Source organism: Nostoc mirabile CHAB5784 (assembly GCF_020829645.1).
GTDB lineage: Bacteria > Cyanobacteriota > Cyanobacteriia > Cyanobacteriales > Nostocaceae > Nostoc > Nostoc mirabile.
Genome location: NZ_JAIVFS010000002.1, coordinates 23652 through 46712, shown reverse-complemented (window position 1 = coordinate 46712; position 23061 = coordinate 23652). Strand labels below are relative to the sequence as shown.

The 23061-nt window shown below is 42.1% G+C and carries 13 protein-coding genes and 2 pseudogenes; 13 read left to right on the top strand and 2 right to left on the bottom strand.

From position 1 onward, the window contains the following. The first annotated feature begins 21 nt into the window (after nucleotides 1-21). Nucleotides 22-1572, top strand: coding sequence for a hypothetical protein (locus LC653_RS02025; RefSeq protein WP_229492361.1), 1551 nt, complete (start codon nucleotides 22-24; stop codon nucleotides 1570-1572). A gap of 302 nt (nucleotides 1573-1874) precedes the next feature. On the opposite strand, the gene LC653_RS02020 is transcribed toward LC653_RS02025, so the two are convergent. Beyond that, on the bottom strand, nucleotides 1875-4070 hold the full coding sequence (locus LC653_RS02020) for an NAD(P)/FAD-dependent oxidoreductase (protein WP_229492360.1): 2196 nt from the start codon (nucleotides 4068-4070) through the stop codon (nucleotides 1875-1877). Nucleotides 4071-4230: 160 nt separating this feature from the next. On the opposite strand from LC653_RS02020, the gene LC653_RS02015 reads away from it, so the two are divergent. The 3 genes from LC653_RS02015 to LC653_RS02005 all read left to right on the top strand — a co-directional run bounded on the left by LC653_RS02015 (nucleotide 4231) and on the right by LC653_RS02005 (nucleotide 8507). Continuing rightward, nucleotides 4231-4464 carry a hypothetical protein gene (locus LC653_RS02015; protein ID WP_229492359.1) on the top strand — a complete coding sequence of 78 codons (234 nt, stop codon included), beginning with the start codon at nucleotides 4231-4233 and terminating at the stop codon, nucleotides 4462-4464. A 671-nt stretch (nucleotides 4465-5135) separates the two neighbouring features. Then, the gene (locus tag LC653_RS02010) at nucleotides 5136-8186 is read left to right on the top strand and encodes a tetratricopeptide repeat protein (protein WP_229492358.1); all 3051 of its coding nucleotides are present in this window, start codon (nucleotides 5136-5138) and stop codon (nucleotides 8184-8186) included. 72 nt (nucleotides 8187-8258) lie between these two features. Further along, nucleotides 8259-8507, top strand: coding sequence for a hypothetical protein (locus tag LC653_RS02005; RefSeq protein ID WP_229492357.1), 249 nt, complete (start codon nucleotides 8259-8261; stop codon nucleotides 8505-8507). Between the two features lie 158 nt (nucleotides 8508-8665). On the opposite strand, the gene cimA is transcribed toward LC653_RS02005, so the two are convergent. Further along, nucleotides 8666-10357, bottom strand: a complete 1692-nt coding sequence (gene cimA, locus LC653_RS02000) for a citramalate synthase (RefSeq protein WP_229492356.1) — start codon at nucleotides 10355-10357, stop codon at nucleotides 8666-8668. Nucleotides 10358-10432: 75 nt separating this feature from the next. On the opposite strand from cimA, the gene LC653_RS01995 reads away from it, so the two are divergent. The 9 genes and pseudogenes from LC653_RS01995 to LC653_RS01960 all read left to right on the top strand — a co-directional run. Then, entirely contained in the window at nucleotides 10433-10771 is a 339-nt protein-coding gene (locus LC653_RS01995; protein ID WP_229492355.1) for a 2Fe-2S iron-sulfur cluster-binding protein, read from the top strand. A gap of 16 nt (nucleotides 10772-10787) precedes the next feature. Next, nucleotides 10788-11186, top strand: a complete 399-nt coding sequence (locus LC653_RS01990) for a hypothetical protein (RefSeq protein ID WP_229492354.1) — start codon at nucleotides 10788-10790, stop codon at nucleotides 11184-11186. Between the two features lie 105 nt (nucleotides 11187-11291). Then, nucleotides 11292-13349: a glycine oxidase ThiO gene (thiO, locus tag LC653_RS01985; RefSeq protein WP_229492353.1), complete on the top strand. Its 2058-nt coding sequence runs from the start codon at nucleotides 11292-11294 to the stop codon at nucleotides 13347-13349. 229 nt (nucleotides 13350-13578) lie between these two features. Further along, nucleotides 13579-13758 (top strand): photosystem II assembly protein Psb34, encoded by a 180-nt coding sequence (psb34, locus tag LC653_RS01980; RefSeq protein WP_229484300.1) that lies wholly within the window; start codon nucleotides 13579-13581, stop codon nucleotides 13756-13758. A gap of 264 nt (nucleotides 13759-14022) precedes the next feature. Continuing rightward, complete coding sequence (locus LC653_RS01975) at nucleotides 14023-16236, top strand: tetratricopeptide repeat protein (RefSeq protein ID WP_229492352.1); 2214 nt, start codon at nucleotides 14023-14025, stop codon at nucleotides 16234-16236. 1020 nt (nucleotides 16237-17256) lie between these two features. After that, nucleotides 17257-18003, top strand: coding sequence for a choice-of-anchor K domain-containing protein (locus LC653_RS01970; RefSeq protein WP_229492351.1), 747 nt, complete (start codon nucleotides 17257-17259; stop codon nucleotides 18001-18003). Between the two features lie 1470 nt (nucleotides 18004-19473). Next, nucleotides 19474-20187: a conjugal transfer protein TrbI gene (locus LC653_RS01965; RefSeq protein ID WP_229492350.1), complete on the top strand. Its 714-nt coding sequence runs from the start codon at nucleotides 19474-19476 to the stop codon at nucleotides 20185-20187. Nucleotides 20188-20787: 600 nt separating this feature from the next. Further along, nucleotides 20788-21816: pseudogene (locus LC653_RS48260) on the top strand (right-handed parallel beta-helix repeat-containing protein); the annotation flags it as partial. Nucleotides 21817-22185: 369 nt separating this feature from the next. Then, a pseudogene (locus LC653_RS01960) lies at nucleotides 22186-22824 on the top strand (S-layer homology domain-containing protein); the annotation flags it as partial. Nucleotides 22825-23061: the final 237 nt, after the last annotated feature.

Here is a 23061-nt window from a genome sequence, read left to right as displayed (position 1 = left end):
TAAGCAGGTGAGTCAAGAGTGATGAATGAAGCTAACACCTCAAATAAGGGGGCTGTGATGGAATCCCTAAATTCTGCTAATTCGCCACAATCGGAGCAGGCGAGTTGTCCCTTTTACTCAGTTGTGCCTAATGACAATATGGTAGTCAGCAAACTACCACTCCTCATGCCAGCTGAAGATACGAAATTTTCAAAAGATACCACCCAGCAGGACTGGGTTGCAGAGCCTGAAAGCGGCAAACAAGCACTTATTGACTCGGAATTTCAGAACCTGCTGGCATTGAACGAAGAATTGCGTGCGGCTAACAATAACTTGTATGAACAAGTGGAGCAGCTAAAAGACAACCTAGCTGAGTCAGAAAAGGTTTTGCAGTGGCAGAAAACGCGTTCCAGCGTTAGTGAGTCGATGCTCAACCAACACGCAAAAGAACTGGCTGCGGCTCAAGAACAGATAAAATCCCTATTTCAACAATTAGAAACTGCTGTACAAACTGTTAAACGCCAAGAAATTCTCACCGAAAGTTATAAAGCACAGCTACAAATCAGCCAACAACGCCTTGCCCAGTTAGAGCGAGAATGTACGTTGCTACACACTAACAGTAGCAAACAGTCTCAGCAGTTATTGCAATCAGAAACTGTTTGTCGGGAGTTACGTACTAGACTGATGCGACAACAACGCCAGACGCTCCAATATAAAGCAGCTTTGGAAAAATGTCTAGATACATCGGTTCCTAACTATGACTCTTTAGAAGATACTGCAAAACATCCCAAAGACATAACTAGTGGGCAAGGAAGATTCTCTAGAAAAGCTCGATCTTTATTTCCTAACGCCCAGCCAATTCAACCTTGGTCAGCAGAACCCGAATCCTTGACTGATGATCTAGATAATTCTTGGGGCGAACCGTCAGCACCAATCCCATTCCAAAGAAATGAACCGACTCCGACGCCATCATCTTCTTGGAACTGGTCAGTTAAGCAAAATCCCCCAACACCAGCAGAATCCGCCCCTTCTCCAAAAATTGAGGATTTTCCAGATACACCGGAAGCTGTTTCAACTTTTGGGTCATCAAATTTAGATCAGCAATTAGATAGTCTCATCCAAATGTTTTTCACCTCCCAGCCTGCATCTGCATCAGCACCACCTGCGGCAAAAACGAATGTGGATAGTAATCAGAGTGATGCCCCTATCTGGGAGACTTTAGCAACAATCTTAGAAGACGATGAGGAATTAGAAAATCCCCAGGAGGAGCAGTTGGAAGCAGAAATTAATCCTCCTACAACTACCTCCACTTGTTGGACAATAGATTCTGTAGTTTCACCAGCCAATAACTTACCAGTTTCTTCTACTTCACCTCACACTGAGACGCCGCCTGAAGGAACTGAGGACTACTGGTCAGAAGTTTCACAATTGACACAGTTGGAATTATCGGCAACTGATTTGCCTCCAGAGTCATTAGGTGATAACACCAATGATACATCACCTTCACCAGTGGTTTATCCCCAGCGTCCACCCAAGGGGCGTAAGTCGTTGGCATCTGTGGAACTGCCAAATTTTCGCCCCAAGAGTCAATAGTTAGGAGTCATTTGTCATTTGTCCTTAGTCATTTGTCTAATAAGTAAGCATACAGAATTAATTACAGTCATTGCGAGCGTTGGCGCAGCCTAAGAAGAGAAGCGAACGCGAGTGCGTCTCTAAGAGTTGCAATCCCAGCCGCAAGCGAATTGCTTCATTTCGCAACTCTTGGAGACGCTACCGCGTTAAGCGAAGCTATGCCGTTGGCGGAGCCTCTCGAAGAGAAGGCTTTACGCTGCATTCGCAATGACATTGTGTAATTAATTTTGTTTATCTACTTACTAATGACTAATGACTAATGACTAATGACTAATTCTTACTTCTGACTTCGGAATTATGGCTTCTGGGTTGGCTTTTACTACTTGAGCGCGCGATCGCGGTTTGCCTGTGGCGATCGCATAATTAATCGCCAACAACCACAGCCACAATCCCGGATTCCGGGGTTCTAGCCAAAAACCGACCCGGTTCAAGAAGCGCCCGAACCACGGACTCAGCAAAGCACTAATTAGGGCATGACGACCGAAGTTGAAATAACTACCAAGCCATCGCCCTAAATCTCTAGGCCCAGCAAGTTCCCAAATCCATAAAAGTAAGGCAGGATTTTTTCTAGCGGCTTTGAGTGCTAGGCGGTTAAAGGTTAACCAATCACACCTATCTTTAATGAAGTTATCTGCTACTTCTTGGGGTTCGTCTGCTAACAGTCCAAAGAAGGTGTTGAGCATAGAGTTAATGCGCTGGGGTGGTAAAAATTTTCCAGTAGGTACCATCATGCCTTTGGAAAATAGCCAAGTGACGGAAACGTTGCTTTGGTAAGCACGAATTTGGTTCAAGTGGCGGAAACTTAACAAGTCATGTTTGAGAGCAGTATCCAACAGGGTTGTTAAACGCTCTAAGTTGCGAACTAGCGAACCAAAACCGGTGAAGACGAGGGGAGACTGGAGTGATGCAGCATCACCGATCGCAATCAATCGATCAAAGGCAACTGTGCGATCGCTACTTCCCACACTAAAATGCCCCGGTATGTACCCAAATGTCGGCTTTTTCCACACCAATTTGTCCATATCGCACCTGCGATACTCTGGCAAAATCGTGAAAAAGTCCTCGTACATCTCTAGCAAGGAACCGGGATTTTCAGCATTGACCTCATGGTAATGAAATAAATAAATCGTCAGTTCATCATCTGCCCCAGGAAACAGTTCCCAAATCAGCTGTCTTCCCCGCGAAATATCCCCATGACTGTAAAGAACGTCCCCATATTGGGAATCCCATACCTCCGGCTCAAATCCGCTCTCAATTGCCGCTCCCACCGTCGGACATACACTATCAAAAGCACGACCACCATTTAATTGCCAAGCGATGGGGGACGCAGTTCCCATTGCATCTATTAGCAGTCGTCCACTTACTTGCTTCTCAATCTGACTGGGTAAGTGCTTGACTTTTACAATAACTTGTGATATATCAATATCTGCACGGATAAACTCTGTTTCATCCCAGATTTCACCGCCTGCCGCTTGCAATTTTTGCCCACACATTTGGAGCCATTTTTCGGAATCTAAACCTAAATTTAGGACTGTGGGTGTGTGGAGGACGGGCGATCGCAGTTTGGCTGGATTATTAGCATCAAAAAACTTATTGAATCCATCTTTGTATTCCCTGGCAATGATGGTTTCTAACTCAGCGGGGGTGACTAAACCCAGGTTAACCAAGCTTTGAATCTCATCGCGGGAAATATTCCATTCTCGGTTCATTCGCCCAAAGGGCATTCGTTCCAGCAGCAAGACTTTATATCCGAGTTTTGCCATCAGTGCTGCATGAATCGCGCCTAGTGCGCCACCGATGTAGATGATGTCGTAAGTAGGGGATGAGGGGGATGAGGCAGGGGAGCAGGGTGCAGGGTGCAGAGGAGAGAAATTTTCCCCCTGCTCCCTGCTCCCTGCTCCCTGCTCCCTACTCCCTGCTTCCCCTGTTCCCCTATCCCCTTGACTGGAAAAAACCACCTGATGCGGCTGCTGCGGATTCCGTACTCCTTCGCGCCATCGTTGTTCCCACCAGTAGGCACGCGTTAGATCGTATTCACCGTTGGGCATTTTCTGAAAATACTTGACGGTGAGGGGGTAAGCAGAGCCTAGTGCTGCAAATATTGATTGCTTAGATAAATCAATCGCTGGCGGTTCTGGGTAATGATGCGGAAAACGGCTTCTGATTTCTTTGGTTAGGCGTTGCAAAATCTGCCCCTCTTTGGGAAAGGGTTGTTCTGCCCAACGAAACACTTTTAGATAAGTAGTTCGTTGCACCGACCAGACAAATACCGAAAGTTCCGCAGGCAAGTTTTCCCAAAGAGCCACCCCAGCAGTTGTAGTAGCACTGGGGATTTTGAGGCGAAAGCCTTCCGAGGTAAGCACTTTTTCTCCATTTCCGGGTTCAAAATCTGTTTGTAGCCAGCTACGCACAGTTGCTATATCCGGAGTTGGAACTTCTAAATAAAGAATTTCTCTCATCGTTTCCTGACATCTCCGATCAATCTACTCACTAAGACAGATTTTATGAAGGCACAAAGTAAGGTAAACTCCGCCCTATTACTTTCGTAAAGATTCAGTGAAGAAATTTTAAGAATTTGTCAAATTTATTGTACATTTTGTATTTCTGTAAACCCACGCCATGAATTATCCCATTCCAGATAGTCCCCAGGAAATTTTTGCCCTACGACAACAGCCGATTGATGAAGAACTAGTTGCCAGTGCGATCGCTGGAGTAATTAAAATTGTCCGCGCTCAGGGTCAATCTTTGGAAGAATTAACCGCTCAGTTGCTAGCGGAAGATCCATTGCTGGATCAGCAACAACGTCGCTGGTTGAGCCAATTAGTTGCCCAATCTTGGGAAAAGTTCTCCTAAAACCTTGCATAAAATGAAGTTTTTGTCGCAGCATTAGATTTTTAGGTGCAGACCTAAATATTGGCGATCGCATTTTAGGTATAGGAGTAACATGTCTGGAATTGGCAATTGGGTTGCTATTTTTGCATTTACGGCATAGAAGCCACTAACTTAACCATATCAGCACTCAATACGGTTCGGTTAAGAATATTTGTAGGTTGGGTTGAACATTCGTGTTACCCAACAAACCCTGCAATATGTTGGGTTTCGTTCCTCAACCCAACCTACACATTTTTATTTTTTGGGCTTAACCGAACCGTATTGTATCAGCACTGGGCACTAATCAGGAAAAAGGTGAAAGGTAAAAGTAATTACTTTTACCTTTTTTAAATTGAGTTCGATGGGTTGGAAAAGGATTTTAGCTAAACCATTTCAGCTTATTCTCCTTAGATCACCTCCGGCAAATGTCTATTAAGCCAAGCTTTATTTTTTTACTTAAGAAGAAAAATGAGGCTTTTTTGTGGTCTAAAAACCCATGCCTACTCACCTACGAAATTCGTAAAGCTTTTTTCCGGATTCTGATCAATTCATCTTGTGTCACATATTAATGTTATGAAAAAATCAACATAGCATTATGTATTATTTAGCATTTAATGCTACATAGTAATATTTTGTAATTCAATATAATATCTATGTCAAACTCCCAATTTCCACGAAAGAACCCCGCACTTAACCTACTTAAAAAGATATGGAATTTTTTCAAAAAGATACAAAAGGTGTTATTTGTCTATTTTGTTTTTGCATACAATGCTATCGTTGTTGCGTCTACAATACTTTGGATTTTTATTTTGAGCCTTGCAATAATTTTTTCTCTGACGAAGAGGAATATTGATATTGAGAATCTTCCTTTTTATATAAGTTTTTTAGTTACAATAGTAGCGCTAATAGGAATATTTCCTGTTTCATATTTTGCTTATCTATTTTATAGAAGAGAACGAACTCAATCTGAACGGATTAAAAATGATTTAAAGCTCTTAGGCTTAGTGACTGAAGAAGAATATAATAACTTTGATAAGATATATAAAACAGTTTACGATCCAATTCAGTTTGGAACTTTTATACTCCTGCTAACCTCAATATCAACACTTGTTTTTACAATTTATTATCTCGTTAAAATAGAACGAAATCCTAAAATTATAAATTTGTTGACTAGCACTCAAAGCACTCAATTAGAAATAATTTTTTATGCTTTTTTAGGAGCTTATTTGTTTGGAATTCGGCTTGTAATACGCCGTTATAATACCTTTGATCTACAACCTCAAGTTTATGCCACCATCGTCCTACGTATTCTAGTTTCTGGAGCAATAGCCTTGGGAATGGGTTTATTAATTAAATCAGGACATCTTACACCGTCGGAAAAGTCCCAAGAATCTGCAAGCAATACGAAGGCATCTAACGGCAGGCAACAAGAAAATCAATCTTCCGAACCACAGACAACTGATCAAGATAAATCAAATGACAACAGCACAGCACCTGATCCAGAAAAACTTCTTCCGTGGCAGATATTAGCTTTTCTTATCGGATTTTTCCCAGAACAAGGTTTACGCTGGATTGTTCTTGTTGGTAAACGTGCTTTTCGAGAACCAACACTTTATCAATACAGCGAGCTTCCTTTGAGGAAAATTTTAGGTATCAATGAATGGCATCAATCCCGATTAGAGGAATTGGGAATCGATGACGCTCAGAGTTTAGCGACTGCTGATATTTCCAAACTGCTTCTAACTACCCAATTTGATACTATGCAAGTAATCAATTGGATTGATCAGGCAATCTTACATATGAAAGCAGGAGCAACAACTGAAAAATTTATTGCGTTTCAAATTAAAACATATCACGAGTTATATACTCTACTCAACCAAATAAAAGTAAAAGTATCCGAAGCAGAAGTGAAACGAGAAAATATAAATAATTATAATCAAGATATTAAAAATGAAACTAAACAAAATCAAAAAGATGAGAAAGACAAGCAATTAGATGTTTTGCATGAAATCAATTCTCACATTAAAACAACACTGAGTAAAAATTCGCTTCAAGAAGATTATAATAAACTTTTACTTGCATTAGGATTTAGCTTAACAGAATTAGAACGTCTTTGTGATTACTCAAATTATCCTAATTATGTGCGTATTCAGGAGTATTATAAGAATCTTGAAAATATTACACGTGAGCAAGCAAATCAGAGTGCAAAGGAAATAATACGCTCTATAGGTTTTGGTGGCAAAGTTGTTGATATTATCAGAGATAATTATGGAAAAAGCTTAACTTCGCAGGAAAAGCAGGTAATTGAAAATGAAGTTAGTAGAATTTCTGCTAAATTGCTATTCAGCCCCCCAACTCGTTCAACTGCTGAGGCATGGGTAAAATTGGGCATAGGGTATTATATGCTCGATAAATTAAATGATGCTTTAAACGCTTATGAAAGCTCTTTAAAGATTGACCTTCAAGTTAGGGCTTATATTGGACGTAGTTTGATATATATCGCTTTGGGAAATCAAGAAAGAGATAAGGGAAAACAGAAGGAGAAAGAAGTTACGCTCGAACAGAAGCAAAAGGAGAAAGAAGTTACGCTCGAACAGAAGCAAAATGAAAATGTACAGGGAAGTACACCCAATGAAATCAATCAATTACGAAGCAAAATCACAACATTGCCCGATGAAATTCGATCTTACTACACCAAAGCTCAAAATTACTATCAAAAGGCTATTTCTGATAACACATCTGCTATCGAAATAGTGCCTTCTAATGCAGTTGCATTTAATAATCGTGCAGTGGCTTACATGGAGCAACGTAACTTAGTTGCAGCCTTAAAAAATCTTGAAATAGCTTTACGGTATAATGATAGCCTTGCTACTGCTTACTACAATCGAGGAACAATTACAAACACTCTAGGAACTTCAGAAAAGGATTTTATAGAAGCATCTTTTGATCTGCAACGAGCGTATCTATTAGGCTATCGTCCGGCTGCACTATGGGCAACTTGGGGATTAGTATTGCTTAACACAGGGCATTATCAAGAGGCGGTTGAAAAATTTAGTCAAGCTATTGCTTTTAGCGCTGAAAATAGCGCTGAAAATCCCGCACCACACTATTATAATCCCGCACTATACTATGCGCGACGAGGGTTTGTCTATGTAAAATTGAGTAAGGATGCGAAAGAGCAAAAGTTAAATTATTCCTCAGAATATGCCAAGCAAGCTAGTCGTGATTTTGATAGAGCAATTGAACTTTCTCCACAGCTTGCTATCACTTATGTTCACTATGGGTATCTCAAGATATTTGAAGGAAAATACGACGAAGCTATTCATTACTACGAAGAAGCGATTGAGAAAGGAGCTAAATATGATATAGTCTACGCAAATCTAGCTGAAGTTTATTTTCGACGGGCGCATAAGAGTACAGAAATGACTGCGGATAATACAGATATCAAACAGGATTATCAAGAGTCCATTAAAAATTATAAAATAGCAATTGAGCTAGAAGATAAAAGACCCGAAACCTTCTTCAATTTAGCAGTAGCATATTATATTACTGACAATATAGACAAAGCAGAAGAAAAGGCGTTGGAATCTCAGAGAATAATAAATGAATATTTAGAATCTTCTATATCTAGCTCCCTCTTAGAGATTAACCAACTCAAAGAAGAAGTTTCTGGATTTTTAGAGACACTTCCAAAGAAAGCCTAGAGTCACTTCCAAAGAAAGCCTAGAGTCATTTAGGTATATTCAATTTGCAATGAAAAGCGAAGATTTTTAGTCATGAACATCACAATGTATTATACCAATAGTGCCCAAAAAGAATATATAAGCGAAACCGATCCATTCCTAAGCAAGGGCATTAATATCTATAATGATCCTCTTGAAAACCTTGATAGCAAACGACCTTCTGTAAAAATGCCATACGGTATTTATCTTGGGGGAGATATTTCTACAGGGGGTGGAGAGCCTGTTGGGGTTAACACATGGGTTGCTTGGCGCGATGTAGAAAGGAGCAACGTAAAAAAGTAAGCTTCAGTTATTTTTTGACCGCTCCTTAGCCGGATATTATATGAGCCGTCGAATTTAGGTAAGTATTATTTGATCGGAGGAAGCGATCGCCAAAGTGCGATCGCTTCCCCTCCTCATCGAAAAGCGTAAACTTTTCTTACACTACATAGCTTATTTTGTCAACTAGAGGCTTTCACCGCCGCTTCCGCTTGGGAGTGCAATAACAAACCATATTCCAAGCCTTCCACCACAGCTTGATAAGAAGCTTCCAAAATATTGGTGGAAACGCCTACCGTCGTCCAGCGTTGACGACCATTGCCCGACTCTACCAAGACACGGGTTTTCGCCGCAGTGCCCGTATGTCCGTTGAGAATCCGCACTTTGTAATCTGTTAAATCAAAGGTTGCGATTTGGGGATAAAAATTCACCAAAGCCTTGCGTAAAGCCGCATCCAAAGCTGCCACGGGGCCGTTACCTTCCGCCGCCTCTAGAATATTTTTGCCGTCAACAGCGAGTTTAACCGTGGCTAAGGCGTTGCTAGTTTCTTTCCCCTCAATCAAGTCACAGTGGACTTGAAAACCTTTGACTTCAAAAAACTTCTGGCGACCTCCCAAAGCTTCGTGCATCAGTAGCGCAAAACTGGCCTCTGCTGCTTCAAATTGAAATCCTTCACTCTCCAAATCTTTGAGGCGCTGGAGAATTTGCTTGGCTTCAGCTTTGAGTTGATCCAGGTCAATGCCAAAACTGCGGGCTTTAGCTAAAACATTGCTAAGTCCAGACTGTTCAGAAATCACAATGCGGCGATGATTCCCGACTTGTTCCGGCTGAATATGTTCGTAAGTCAGGGGATTACGTTCCACTGCTGATACATGAATACCGCCCTTGTGGGCAAAAGCCGAAAGTCCTACAAAGGGAGCGTGTTCATCTGGCGCGAGGTTGACCACCTCGCTAACAAAATGACTAGCTTCTGTAAGTTGTGTTAGCTGGTCTTCTGTGATACAACTGTAACCCAGTTTCAGTTGTAAATTGGGAATTAACGAACAGAGGTTAGCATTACCGCAACGTTCACCGTAACCGTTAATTGTCCCCTGTACCATCTTTGCCCCTGCCATCACGGCGGCTATTGCGTTAGCAACCGCCATTTCCGAATCGTTATGAGTATGAATTCCAATTTGGGGCATTGGGCATTGGGCATTGGGCATTGGTGATTGGGAAGAATCTTTCCCCATTCCCCATTCCCCATTCCCCATTCCCCATTCCCCAGTCACTCTTACCACATCTTGAACAATTTGGCTAATTTCATGGGGTAAAGTGCCACCATTGGTATCACAAAGGACTAGCCATTCAGCACCAGATGCGATCGCAGCCTCTAATGTCTGTAAAGCATAATCTGGATTGTGCTTGTAACCATCAAACCAATGTTCGGCATCGTAGATAATGCGACGCCCTTGAGAACGGAGGTACTCAATCGTGTCGCGGATCATTGCCAAATTTTCTTCTAATGTCGTCTTGAGGCTGGTTGTGACATGTAAATCCCAAGACTTGCCAAAAATCGTTACCCAGCGAGTTCCCGCAGCCAAAATATCCTGTAGCATCGGTTCGGTTGCGGCAGTGGAATTGGGGCGTCGAGTCGAACAAAAAGCCACAATTTCAGCAAGTTTTAGTGGATCTTCTTGGAGTTGCCAGAAAAATTGTACATCCTTGGGATTGGCACCAGGCCAACCGCCTTCAATAAAGGGAATTCCCAGTTGATCAAGTCTACGAGCAATGCGTAACTTATCTTCTATCGATACTGATAGCCCCTCGCGCTGAGTGCCATCTCGTAATGTAGTGTCATAGAGCCAAAGTTGAGGTGAAGAATTTGTGGTCATAAAACTGGGACCGACGAGACAACTTTCGAGGCAATGTGTCAATATACAACAAAACGCCAGTTTGGCAATTTAAAAATGCCTAAGGTACTAGCTCAAGGTAAAACAGTTGAGTGCGTAAGCAAAAGCAATCTCCGAACAATTTTGCTGCAAAATGGTATTGACCTCTACAATGACGGTGCTAAGGTAATAAACTGTCGGGGCATTGGCAGTTGCGGAACCTGCGCGGTTAAGGTAGAGGGTAAAGTATCAGCAGCGAATTGGCGTGATCGAGCACGGCGTTCGTTTCCTCCCCATTCTCCTACAACAGACTTGCGTAAGAAACTGCCAAACCTGGTTTTAGGCGATGTGAAAGTGACAAAGTTTGATGGATTTTGGGGACAAGGTTCTCGAATAGTGTGGACACCAAAAGGTTAAAAAGGAGTAAGACAAGATGGGTAGATGGACACCCTTAATTTTAATGGCTGGAGGTTTGGCCATTCTGCTTGGTACATTACTGGGCATCAACTTTCCGATGGGCGTACAAACCGCTAACAATCCCAGTGACAAAAAATCACAAGTCCTCCCAGCTAATATCAATGTTAATAGCAGTGCTGGCAGCAAGAATGAAGAAACTGCAACTGAAGGAAATGAAACAACCGAAACAAACCAAAACAGGCGCACTATTGTAGCCCCAAGACCTGACAACAGGAGCAGCGTTGCCCAGAATCCTTCTGATGACTCAACATCACCTGCTGACACTACAACAGACGGCAATACAGATTCTTCACAAACAAATACGCCATCTGGCGATACAAATCAAGGCAACGAACCAATTCGCGCCTTGTGGTAACGATAGATCCGTCTATAGTTACGAGTTATAAGTTATAAGTTATGAGTTATGAGTTATTAGTTATGTACTAATGACTAATGACTAATGACTAGTGACTAATGACTAATGACTAGTGAGATTGTAATTATTGGTGGCGGCGTTATTGGTTTAGCGATCGCCATTGAGCTAAAACTGCGCGGGGCAAGTGTCACCGTGCTTTGTCGTGACTTCCAGGCTGCCGCTACCCACGCCGCCGCCGGGATGTTAGCACCAGATGCGGAAAACATCCCTAATGAGGCAATGCGTTCATTGTGTTGGCGATCGCGTGCTTTATATCCCGACTGGACGCGCAAACTAGAGGAACTAACCGGCTTAAATACTGGCTACCGTCCCTGTGGCATCCTTGCACCCGTATTTGAGGAGGCAGAAGGGCAGGGGGGCAGGGGGGCAGGGGGAGATGAGAAAGCAGGGAAAGCAGAGGAGCAGAGGAACAGAGCAGAAAGTCTTTTCCCCTCTTCCCCCTCATCCCCGGCTTACTGGTTAGACAAAGAGGCAATTCATCAATATCAGCCAGGATTGGGAGCCGAGGTAGTTGGTGGCTGGTGGTATCCTGAAGACGCACAAGTTGATAATAAGGCTCTAGCTCAGGTATTGTGGACGGCGGCTGAGTCTGTTGGTGTTAAACTCAAAGACGGGATTACAGTAGAAGCATTTTTACAGCAGCAAGGGCAAGTGGTTGGCGTGCAAACCAATGCTGGAATAATTCGCGCCACGCACTATGTTTTAGCTTCAGGTGCTTGGTCAAATGAGTTGTTACCAGTACCCGTGCGTCCCAGAAAAGGGCAAATGCTGAGTGTGCGGATACCAGAATTTGTGCCGGAATTGCCCTTGAAGCGGGTTTTGTTTGGGCAGGATATTTACATCGTACCAAGACGCGATCGCCTTGTTATTGGGGCAACCAGCGAAGACGTTGGCTTCATTCCCAACAACACCCCAGACGGCATTCAAACACTATTACAAGCTGCCATCCGGCTGTATCCCCAACTAAAGCATTATCCCATCCAAGAATTCTGGTGGGGATTTCGCCCAGCCACCCCTGATGAGTTGCCCATCCTTGGCACTAGCCACTGTCAAAATTTAACTCTTGCTACAGGTCATTACCGTAACGGCATTCTACTTGCACCCGTAACAGCCGCATTGATTGCCGATTTCATCTTGGAACAAAAGTCTGACCCTCTACTTTCAGATTTCCACTATTCGCGCTTCCAGTCCAAGCCATCTACCTCTACCCCAATGCTGACTCACTCTGCCAATTTTTCCAACGGGCATCACCCTGCTATATCGCCCCATTCCCCAGTACAGACGCGATTAATCGCGTCTCTCTCCATTCAAGACTCCCCACTAATTATTGCTGGCAAAACCTTCCAATCCCGCTTGATGACTGGAACTGGTAAGTATCGCAGCATTGAAGAAATGCAGCAAAGCATTGCCGCCAGTGATTGTCAGATTGTCACTGTGGCAGTACGACGGGTACAAACCAAGGCCCCCGGACATGAAGGTTTAGCTGAAGCCTTAGATTGGACAAAAATCTGGATGTTGCCTAATACCGCAGGTTGCCAAACTGCTGAAGAGGCGATTCGGGTGGCGCGTTTAGGGCGAGAAATGGCGAAATTGTTAGGGCAGGAAGATAATAATTTTATAAAGTTAGAAGTAATACCTGACCTTAAGTATTTACTCCCAGATCCAATTGGGACATTACAAGCCGCAGAACAATTAGTTAAAGAAGGCTTTGCAGTATTGCCCTATATTAACGCTGACCCCATGTTAGCCAAACGTTTAGAAGAAGTAGGCTGTGCTACAGTCATGCCTTTAGCATCGCCAATTGGTTCTGGACAAGGGCTAAAAACAACTGCCAACATCCAAATCATCATCGAAAATGCGGGTGTACCAGTGGTGGTAGATGCCGGAATTGGTTCACCCTCGGAAGCCGCCCAAGCAATGGAATTGGGAGCAGATGCTTTGTTGATTAATAGTGCGATCGCTCTTTCTCCAAACCCAGCAGCAATGGCTCGTGCCATGAATTTAGCAACAGTTGCCGGTCGTTTAGCATACCTTGCTGGCAGAATGCCTATCAAAGACTACGCCAGCCCTAGTTCACCTCTGACTGGGACGATTACTAGTTAGGGAATGGGGAGTGGGGAATGGGGAGTGGGGAGTGGGGAGCAGAGGAGAAGTTGCAGTAAGTTTTTCCCCTCTGCTCCCCCTGCCCCCTGCCCCCTGCCCCCTGCCCCCTGCCCCCTGCCCCCTGCCCCCTGCTCCCCAATCCCCAATGTAACGATTTGTCTAGCAGTTTCAGGGCGGATTTAGCATTTATGTAACATTAAATGAACGATAAAGATAAAGGAATTAATTCATGCCCTATACAAATGAAGAAGGCGGCCTTCTGAATAATTTTGCCCGGGAACCAAAGATTTATCAAGCAGAACCTCCCACGGAAGGGCAAAAACGAACTTATCTCTTCCTAGGAATTGCCGCTACAGTTTTGGTTGGCGGCTTGATTTTAGTTGCCTTCTTTGTTTCTAAGAGCAGTTGATCATAAAATATTTTAATAAAACTTCATTTTCTTGATAGTTTTTCAGGTTCCGATTTTAAAAGGAGCCTGCTTTTTTATTTTTTGTTAAAATTAAATTAAAATTTAAAGTATAATTATATACTGTTTTATTCTACTATACCTGAAAAGCTCAATTTATCCTAAGCGGTACAACGTTAGCTTAAAAATCATTTCTATTATGAAGTTAGCCCACTTGGATGCGTCCAGAAAAGTGATTATGTACTGTGTTTTGGCTCTTTAGCCGCCATGAGCGTGAATGATACTGCACAAAATGATAATTCTAGTTGGAATCGGCAAGTATACCACCGCCTGAAACTTGCCCTAAGTCTTGGCTTAAGACGACAAATTTTTTTAGCAGTATGTGATGATTTACACTTAAGGAATCAAGTAGCGACCCGTTTGCATTCTACATTGGCTTATCCTATTGGACAAGTGCTATCTCAGCCATCAAATGCCCAGGAAAATAGCACTCTAGCTTATCCGCGATTAGTTACGTTGCGTTTGAATTTAAACGATCCCAATCCCATAGTTCAAATAAATCAATGGTTGGCAAACTATCCACCGCCAATTGTTGGGGCATCAAAAGATACCCCTGGAAGACCTTTCCCAGTACCAGCATTTCAGATTGTCGGCGTGGAGCATCTCACCAAGCAACCAGTCGCTACACAACGGTTATTTTTGCACCATCTCCGCTTAAGCGAACAATATTTCTCTGTACAAGAATCTAGCCGATTCCTTGAATCTAACTTGCTGTTGTGGATACCGCGTCCTTGGTTATCTGCTATCAAGCAATCAGCGCCACAGTTTTGGCGTTGTCGGACTGGCGTATTTGTGTTTGCCGGAGAACCCACACCAGCGACTCAGAATTCAGGTTATCCAGAACGTTTTTCTAATCCCAGAAGCTTGGATTTAGGCTATATTGAGCAGTCGATTGTAGATGAATCAGTTACCCAAACAGAACTCAGAACCCCAGGTACTGAGTTAAAGTTGAAGAATAATTCCGATTTTCCGGCAGAAACACAAGGGAATAGCGTACATAAAACCCAAGAAGTTTCGCCATCGACAGCAGATTTATTGAAGGCTGCGCCACAACAGCAGGAATCTACTAATAGGTCTGGTAGTGGGAGTAATAATCAATCGCTGTCGTCTTTATCTCATATTAGTAGCGAGTTAACGGAGCTAGTAATAGCAACAATAAATACAAATATTGCCCAACATACAGAGGATTACTTGCAACCGCAGCAGATTTTGTTGGAGATTGAAGAATTACACCAAAAGCAAGTTCCAGGGGAGGTACTGGCAGAAGCTTATCATCGCTTGGGCAGCTTATACCGCCTTCGGATTGAGCAAGGAGATTCAACCCTAGAAAATCTGATGGTAGCAATTATTGCCTATCAGGAGGCAATTAGCTATGACGAAACCTCACCACAACTCCCAGATATCTTGAATGATTTGGGTACACTCTACTGGATGCTATACCGTACACCGCCCAATTCTGAGGAGGGACAAACTTATATAGAGCAGGCAATAGAATTTTATCAGTTGGCGTTAAAAATGATTTCGCCCCAGACACATTCAGAAACTTACGCTCGTGTGCAAAATAATTTGGGGACGGCTTATGGTGATTTAGCTCGTTTTTCTCACCCATCTGAAAATTGGCAGCAAGCAGTTTTAGCTTATAGTGAAGCACTCAGCTACCGTACAGCCGACATGGACTCATTAAAATATGCGGCTTGCCAGAACAATTTGGGTACTGCTTACTGGCATCTAGGGCAATACAACCAACCCATTGTGCATTTAAAGAAAGCGATCGCAGCTTACAACGAAGCACTTGTACACTACAACCCCGAACAGGAACCGCTCAAATATGGCATGATTCAAAACAACATCGGCACCGCCTGTTGGAATCTAGCACAATACGAACAACCTGCCCAAAATCTCCAGCTAGCTATAGATGTCTACACTGAAGCTCTCAAGTATCGCACTCCAGCTAATGTTCCCAGCGCCTGCGCTGCTACACAAAATAATCTGGGTACTGCCTACTGGCATCTAGCAAACCTATCTCAGACAACTCAAGAGGCACGGCAAAAGTATCTGCAACTATGTATCAGCGCTTACGAAGAGGCCATAGCCTTGGCTCACTCACTTAGCGGTATTCCTTTAAGTTTTGATTTGCTTGCCTCTTATAACAACCTGGGACTAGCACATTATCAGCTAGTAATAGATAAGTCATTTAATGGTGACAAAGCAACACGTTCTCAACATCTAGAAGTAGCATTAGACAACCATTTACAAGCCTTAAACGGATTAAGCAAACAGCCAGAGGTTTATCAAACAACCTTTAATTATATAGTGAAAACTATTCGTGCTTTTCATAATGAATTAGGCATACAGGGACAAAATCTGGCTTTATCTAAAGTTCCTAGTCAGTTGTTGCCAGAGATTTTGTCAAAGCTATAAAGCAATACGCTTGGGTTAAGGCTAAAAACTAAAACTGGCGTAGGTTGGGTTGAGGAACGAAACCCAACATTATCAAGGCTTTGTTGGGTAACGCTTATGCTCAACCCAACCTACTATTCTTCTTCTTAATCCAAGCGTATTGAGCTATAAAGCAATACGCTTGGGTTAAGGATTTTTGGTATTGATTTTAGGTATGTAGAGACTAGCAATTGCAACGTCTCTTGCATTGGATTTGGGGCTTAACCCAAGCGTATTGTGATATAGATGATTTCTGCTTTTCCGTGGGAAAGCTTGTGGCAGCAAGTACCACATACCTACCATCAACAACAGGAGAACGGCGCAGTAAATCACCTTGAATTCGACCAACGAATCAGATTTGTCGGGAGCATCCCAAATATGTAAGTTATATCAAAACCACGTTATGAATTAGACCTCTTGCATAAATCAAAAATAAAGAACCCCACCCCGCATTTGCTCACGCAAACGCTCCCCTCCCCGCAAGCGGGGAGGGGTTAGGGGTGGGGTGTGTTAGGGACTTTTGCAAGAGGTCTATTGTCATTGCGTTCGCCCAAGGCGTTCCCGCAGGGTACGCAACGTAGTGGAGTGAAGCAATCCCTATCTTGCGATTGCTTGTCTGCGACACGCTGCGCGAACACTACGCTACTGCTTCATTCGCTTTTGACTTACACCTTCGTGCAAAATTGGGATGCTCCCGATTCGTCCCAATAGCGCGGAGAGTGTCAAAAAGAGTAACTTTATATTGACTTGACAATTAATTAGAGAACCAAGTAATGTAACGATGTCTACGACGGGCTACGCCTACGCAATTACTGTTTTAGTAATTACAAAATGGTAAGATATTGTGACAATACATAAATTTAGCTTAATAATATAAATCCTTAAATAAGATTTTATAATATATAAATCCAATAAAATATTGGTGTGTCTTCCGTAAATTTACTAAGGTAGACTGGAGACATAGTTTAAAAAGCTCCAGAATGAGATTTGGATACTTAAGTTATGAAACTAAGTTTGGTTTTTGCGGCTGCTATATCTAGTTTTTTTGTGGGTGCAACCACAGCACTTGGTTTCTCTGACCAAGCAGATGCTCTAACTTTTTCTGGTATCTCTACTGGTACATGGGGAAAACCTACTTCAGGAAGCACCGATATCAATCCCAATCCCATATACACAGGTGTGGGAAACAACATATTTACTTGGGGTGATGCTAATGTGTGTCTACCAAGTCCAAATCCTAGTGGGTGTACAATAACAGGCTCAAATAAACTTACCTTTACTGGAAATTCGTTTTCAACTGACATTAACTCTGTATTCAAAATAGCTGATTTAGCTTACTTTAATGGAACTGTAGTTAAAGGTACAAGCGTTGAAGATGTGCCTTTAAATGTCAATGTATCCTTCAGCCCTCCCATTGGAATCAGCCAAGTTTTTAATTTTAAATTGCATCTAGTAAATACACCTAATGACGCAACAAATTCTGAAGAAGAGAATGCAGACTTTGTATTTATAGACGAAAACTTTAGTAATCCGACTTTTACCTTTGAAGGCAATGAATACACGCTTGAACTAACTGGTTTTAATGCAGACTTTGGCCAGATAAGTATTAAGGCTCTTGAAGGAGGCACAACTAAAACAGCTATTTATGCCAAAATCAAAACCATACCTGAACCTGCAACAGTAGCGGGTCTATTCCTGGTAGGGATGTACTTGATATCTAGTAAAAAATTGCCAAAGAAGAAACACTAAGAGCTTTCGCTGTTAAAACATCTGCTCCTGTTCGCGCTTGAGGATGTAATTACACTAGAGATTTTTTCGGCTCCAATACCAGGTTTGTAGCGGTCGTACCTGTGAGAAATCCTACCAACGATAAGCCAGTTTGCTCAACTCTCTTAAGACGCCCACACAACTGGCTCCTGTATTTTATGCATTTTATGCAATTGAGAACCGATACATACCCATATTCCATAATTGATAAATTTTAACCCAGCACAAGAATTGCTGCGATCGCATCAAAATTTATTTCCAATAACCTTTACTACTTGAGAAAATACCTCTTACAAGACGTGCAAGGGGCGAGTGATATTAGGTTCGGTTAAACACTTATAATATCTGTAGGTTGGGCAGCCACTGCGTTCATTGGTGTCAAATTAAGCTAAAAATAGCAAAACTTTCGGCTTGACTCACCCGCCTGGAACTAAAGTTCTTTGGCTTTTAGCTAAAGTCTACTAAAGTAGACTTTAGATTTTTGGCTATATCTCAATACTGCGTAAGTTTTGGCTAAAAAATAAAAATGTGTAGGTTGGGTTGAGGAACGAAACCCAATATTTTGAAGGGTTTGTTGGGTAACGCTTAAGCTCAACCCAACCTACGAATATTCTTAACCGAGGAGTATTGGGGCATATCTTAGTCATCAAGAGATGACTTTTGCTATTAGCAAGGAACTGAAGTTCCTTGCGGGACATGACTTTTAGGTTAATAGGACTAGCCCTTTCAAGGTGGATAACAATTTTAGACCAGAAATTCCTCTTAAAGCTCTTTACTCTGTGTTCTCTGCGCCTAATAAAGTTAGAAAAATTATTTTTAAACCGCAGAGGCACAGAGAAGCCAGTGCGCCCTTGCGGTTAAGAGACTTGAAGCAACTGGCGCAGCGCAGAGAGAAAAAAAGAGATTTTACCCACCTTGAAAGGGCTAGTTAATAGGACTTACGTACTGTACAAATGCATCGTGATGTGCATTACCTAAAATAGGTTGGTCTCAGGCTTTTCTTAATTATCCTGCGATCGTAAATAGACCATGCTGTGCCCTTACGAAAGATGAGGTGTCCCTGGCTTTGCTCCTGACTGACAAAGAAAGCGAAAACCTTTCCCAAGTTTTAGCAAATAAATCTATAATAGAAGTACCAGTTCGCAGTCAGCCCATTCGCCTCTATTCAGTGGTGTAGATATGTGGACGTAAACAATGAAACAACTCTGGAAACAATTAGACTTATTTTGCGTCATGTTGAGAGTATCTCACCATCTATTTAGTGACGCGCATTAGCAAGATACAAATTCTGAGGAGCGATATCTCCGATAGGCGTGGCTGTAACACAAACTTCAGGTTATATAAGCACCTTAATATTCCGAATCGCCTATAAACAGGTTTCATAAATTTCAGAAACAAACTCAGTGAATCCACGTCATTAGATACATAACATACACAAAGGTTTACCCACTTATGACTCGCTTACATCAATGGAAATCTGGAACTGCTGCGCTTATGGCAATAGCCGTTACCACAAGCGTCACTGCCCCACTGTTAACTTTAGCTCCTGCTAATGCACAATACAGAATTGGGCAAGACAGAATTGGGCAATATGGAAATGTTACCATTCCTTCTGGGGTTGCTTTACCTGTTACCTATGAGAAAGAGACAATTACTATTGCTCCTGGGGAAACTAAATCTCTAACCTTGAGAATAGCGAATGACATTATCGATAGGAATAGAAATGTCTTGATTCCCGCCGGTACTAAAGTAAATGGACGACTAGAAGCTGTTGACCTAGATAGTTATTCAAGAGATACAGCTGATAATCAAGGAAAAGGCGTGCGGTTTGTAGCTCAAGAATTAGAATTTTCTAATGGTCAGCGTCAGTCAATTAATGCAAGTTCTCGGACATATACCACAACTCAAAAAGTTTCACAGGGGCCCAGCACAGGTCAGATTTTAACTGATGCAGCTATCGGTGCGGGTGCTGGTCTTTTAGGTTCACTAGTTACTGGTAACCGCAGAATTGACGATTTAAAACCTGTTATCGGTGGGGCTGCGGGTGCGGGAGCAAGTGTGCTGTTGCGGAAAAAACAAGGAAATGCCTTTGTTCTTAGACCCGCACAGGATTTGAGGCTCACACTGAATTCTAACTTGAATTTAGTACCAATATCCCGCTACTAGATTTAACTCAATTCAAGTCGTGACTTTAATCACCCCTGATAGGCGATCGCAACTTTAAATATACTGTGCGATCGCCTTAATTTTTGATAGTAAAAAATTATATTTAGCAGCAACTATTCTACCTCTATATTGCAATACGCTTGGGTTAAGGATAATTGTAGGTTGGGTTGAACTTTAGTGTTACCCAACAAATGCCCGAAAATGTTGGGTTTCGTTCCTCAACCCAACCTACGCAAATTTATTTTTATGGCTTAACTGAACTGTATTGCTCTATAGTGTCTTAATCAGTATCAGTATTGATTAAAATACTTATTTAATTGCGCTATAGGACTAATATTTGATTTCTGAAGAAGCTCGGTACAACTCGAAAAGCCTAACTCTCCACTCCCAACTCCCCGCCTATCGCGCTTGCGCTGCGCTTCTCTGCGAGACGCTTTGCGAACGCGCACCACGTAGATAATTTCAAAAATCAAATACGATTCCTATATGTGAGGAGCTAGTAAAATCGGTTCTATTTTCTTCTCTATCCAAAAGAGTATTCAAAATTACGTAATATCCTGATATTTTTGTTAAATAGTGGCAATAAAGGAGGTTTTACTTATGGAAATTCGAGGTTTAGGTATAGGCGCATATCTTGCAATTCCCGTAGTATTAATTCTTTTAACTCAGGGAGAAAGGATAAAAGAATTTTTAGCTCAAAACTTCCATCAGGTATCCACTAATAAGGAAATGAGCCTATCCAGCCCCCAGCTAATTAGCGCCAATTCAAAACCGAAAACATACTATGTTAGTGGTAGTGGAAAAGACCAAAATAGCGGACTCTCTACTTCAGCCGCCTTTAGGACAATTCAAAAAGCAGCAGACCTTACCAACCCTGGCGATACAGTATTGATTATGAACGGAGTATACAAAAATATAGCCAAAGCTGGGAGTGTAGTAAGTATTAAACGTTCTGGAACTGCAAAAGCATGGATTAGGTATAAAGCATATCCTGGGCATTCCCCAAAAATTCAGCACAATACATGGAACGGTATCCTGATTTCAAATGGAGCTTCATATATCGAGATCAACGGGCTGGAGGTTATAGGGAACAATGCCAATATCACCCTTGATTATGCGATGAGTCAGAAGACTAACAAACTAAATCCACTGACGAATGGAAACTGCATCAGCATTGACGGACGAACCAATGGTCGTGTTCATCACATCCGTATTCTGAACAACAAAGTGCATGACTGTGGAGGAGTAGGTATTTCAGCGATTCAATCCGACTATGTAACAGTAGATAATAACGTGGTGTTCAATAATGCCTGGTATAGTGTTTATGGTTGTAGTGGCATTTCAATGTTGAACAATTGGAATTCTGACAATAACCGGGGATACAAGATGTTCGTAACTAACAACAAAAGCTACAACAATCGCATGTACATCCCTTGGATCGCAGTCGGAAAGATCACAGATGGGAATGGCATCATTATCGATAGTTCAAAAAATGAGCAGAAGAACTTAAAATTAAGTGCATATACAGGACGTACTTTAGTTAAAAATAATCTTACATTTAATAATGGTGGTTCCGGCATTCATACATTTATAAGTGCTCATGTTGATATTGTAAATAACACTGCTGTTTTAAATAATCAGAGTCCAGAAATTAAAGATGGGCAAATATTTGCTAATAATTCGTCGGATGTCAGAATATTAAGGAATATTCTCTATGCTTTCCCTGGCAAGAATATTAACAGTAGTTATAAAACTAAAAACGTTACTTATGACTATAATATCTACCTCAATAGTTCTAAGGTAAGTGTTAAGGGCCCTAACGATGTTGTTGCAGACTCAGAGTTTTTAAGTAAGCATCCCACTCTAGAAAAAATATCTGAAAATTGGCAATCACAGCTAGATAAACAAAATCCGCCAAGGCGGACTAATGTAGAGTCTAAGTCGGCAAGTTTAGTTTGTGAGCCAATGATTTATACTTTGCAAAACAAACCCATCCAAGTGGGATGCTCCCCGACATCTTTGGCTCAAACTACTCCTTCATCTTTGGCTCAAACTACTGCTTTTTCTGATGTGCCTAGCAACTATTGGGCGGCACAATTTATTCAACAATTGTCACAGCGAGGTGTAATTGCTGGATTTCCTGATGGTAGCTTCCGCCCTGAAGAACCTGTGACACGCGCTCAATTTGCCGCAATGCTCAACAAAGCTTTCCAAAAAGCACAGCAACGGCAGGCGATCAAATTTTCTGATGTGCCTAGCAACTACTGGGCATCCAGTGCCATTGGGCAAGCCTATAGCATTGGTTTCTTATCAGGATATCCTGGTAATCGCTTTGGGCCTAACCAGGCTATTCCCCGCCAGCAGGTTTTGGTTTCCCTCGCCAACGGTCTAGGATATACTTCTGGTGGCAATACCGAAAGCACTCTGAAGTATTTCAACGATGCCTCTAACATCGCTAGCTACGCCCGTAGCCCGATCGCAGCAGCAAGTGAAAAGCAAATTGTTGTCAACTATCCTAATTTGAAGTCCCTGAATCCAACTGCAACTGCTACTCGCGCCCAGGTAGCAGCTTTTATCTACCAAGCATTGGTTAGTTCTAATCAAGCCCCAGCAATTAACTCGCCCTATGTCGTGTCAAACCCCAGGAATTAACTGCCTTATGTCGTAACTCAATTCAAGTTGTGACTTTAATCATCCCTAATAGGCGATCGCCACTTTAACTATAGTGTGCGATCGCCTTCATTTTTAACCCTAAAAAATCTATTTTTCAGCAACTATTCTCTCTCTATATCGTCTCACTCAGTATTCATATTTTTTAAAATACTTATTTAATAGCGTTAATCGGTAATGGGCTGATTACACTATTACCTCTTG

Coding starts and splice junctions, on each gene's coding strand:
- LC653_RS01970 (WP_229492351.1), top strand. CDS start 17,257: ATGAAACTAAGTTTGGTTTTTGCGGCTGCTATATCTAGTTTTTTTGTG.
- thiO (WP_229492353.1), top strand. CDS start 11,292: ATGACTAGTGAGATTGTAATTATTGGTGGCGGCGTTATTGGTTTAGCG.
- LC653_RS02015 (WP_229492359.1), top strand. CDS start 4,231: ATGAATTATCCCATTCCAGATAGTCCCCAGGAAATTTTTGCCCTACGA.
- cimA (WP_229492356.1), bottom strand. CDS start 10,357: ATGACCACAAATTCTTCACCTCAACTTTGGCTCTATGACACTACATTA.
- LC653_RS02025 (WP_229492361.1), top strand. CDS start 22: ATGAATGAAGCTAACACCTCAAATAAGGGGGCTGTGATGGAATCCCTA.
- LC653_RS02010 (WP_229492358.1), top strand. CDS start 5,136: ATGTCAAACTCCCAATTTCCACGAAAGAACCCCGCACTTAACCTACTT.
- LC653_RS01990 (WP_229492354.1), top strand. CDS start 10,788: ATGGGTAGATGGACACCCTTAATTTTAATGGCTGGAGGTTTGGCCATT.
- psb34 (WP_229484300.1), top strand. CDS start 13,579: ATGCCCTATACAAATGAAGAAGGCGGCCTTCTGAATAATTTTGCCCGG.
- LC653_RS01965 (WP_229492350.1), top strand. CDS start 19,474: ATGACTCGCTTACATCAATGGAAATCTGGAACTGCTGCGCTTATGGCA.
- LC653_RS02005 (WP_229492357.1), top strand. CDS start 8,259: ATGAACATCACAATGTATTATACCAATAGTGCCCAAAAAGAATATATA.
- LC653_RS02020 (WP_229492360.1), bottom strand. CDS start 4,070: ATGAGAGAAATTCTTTATTTAGAAGTTCCAACTCCGGATATAGCAACT.
- LC653_RS01975 (WP_229492352.1), top strand. CDS start 14,023: ATGAGCGTGAATGATACTGCACAAAATGATAATTCTAGTTGGAATCGG.
- LC653_RS01995 (WP_229492355.1), top strand. CDS start 10,433: ATGCCTAAGGTACTAGCTCAAGGTAAAACAGTTGAGTGCGTAAGCAAA.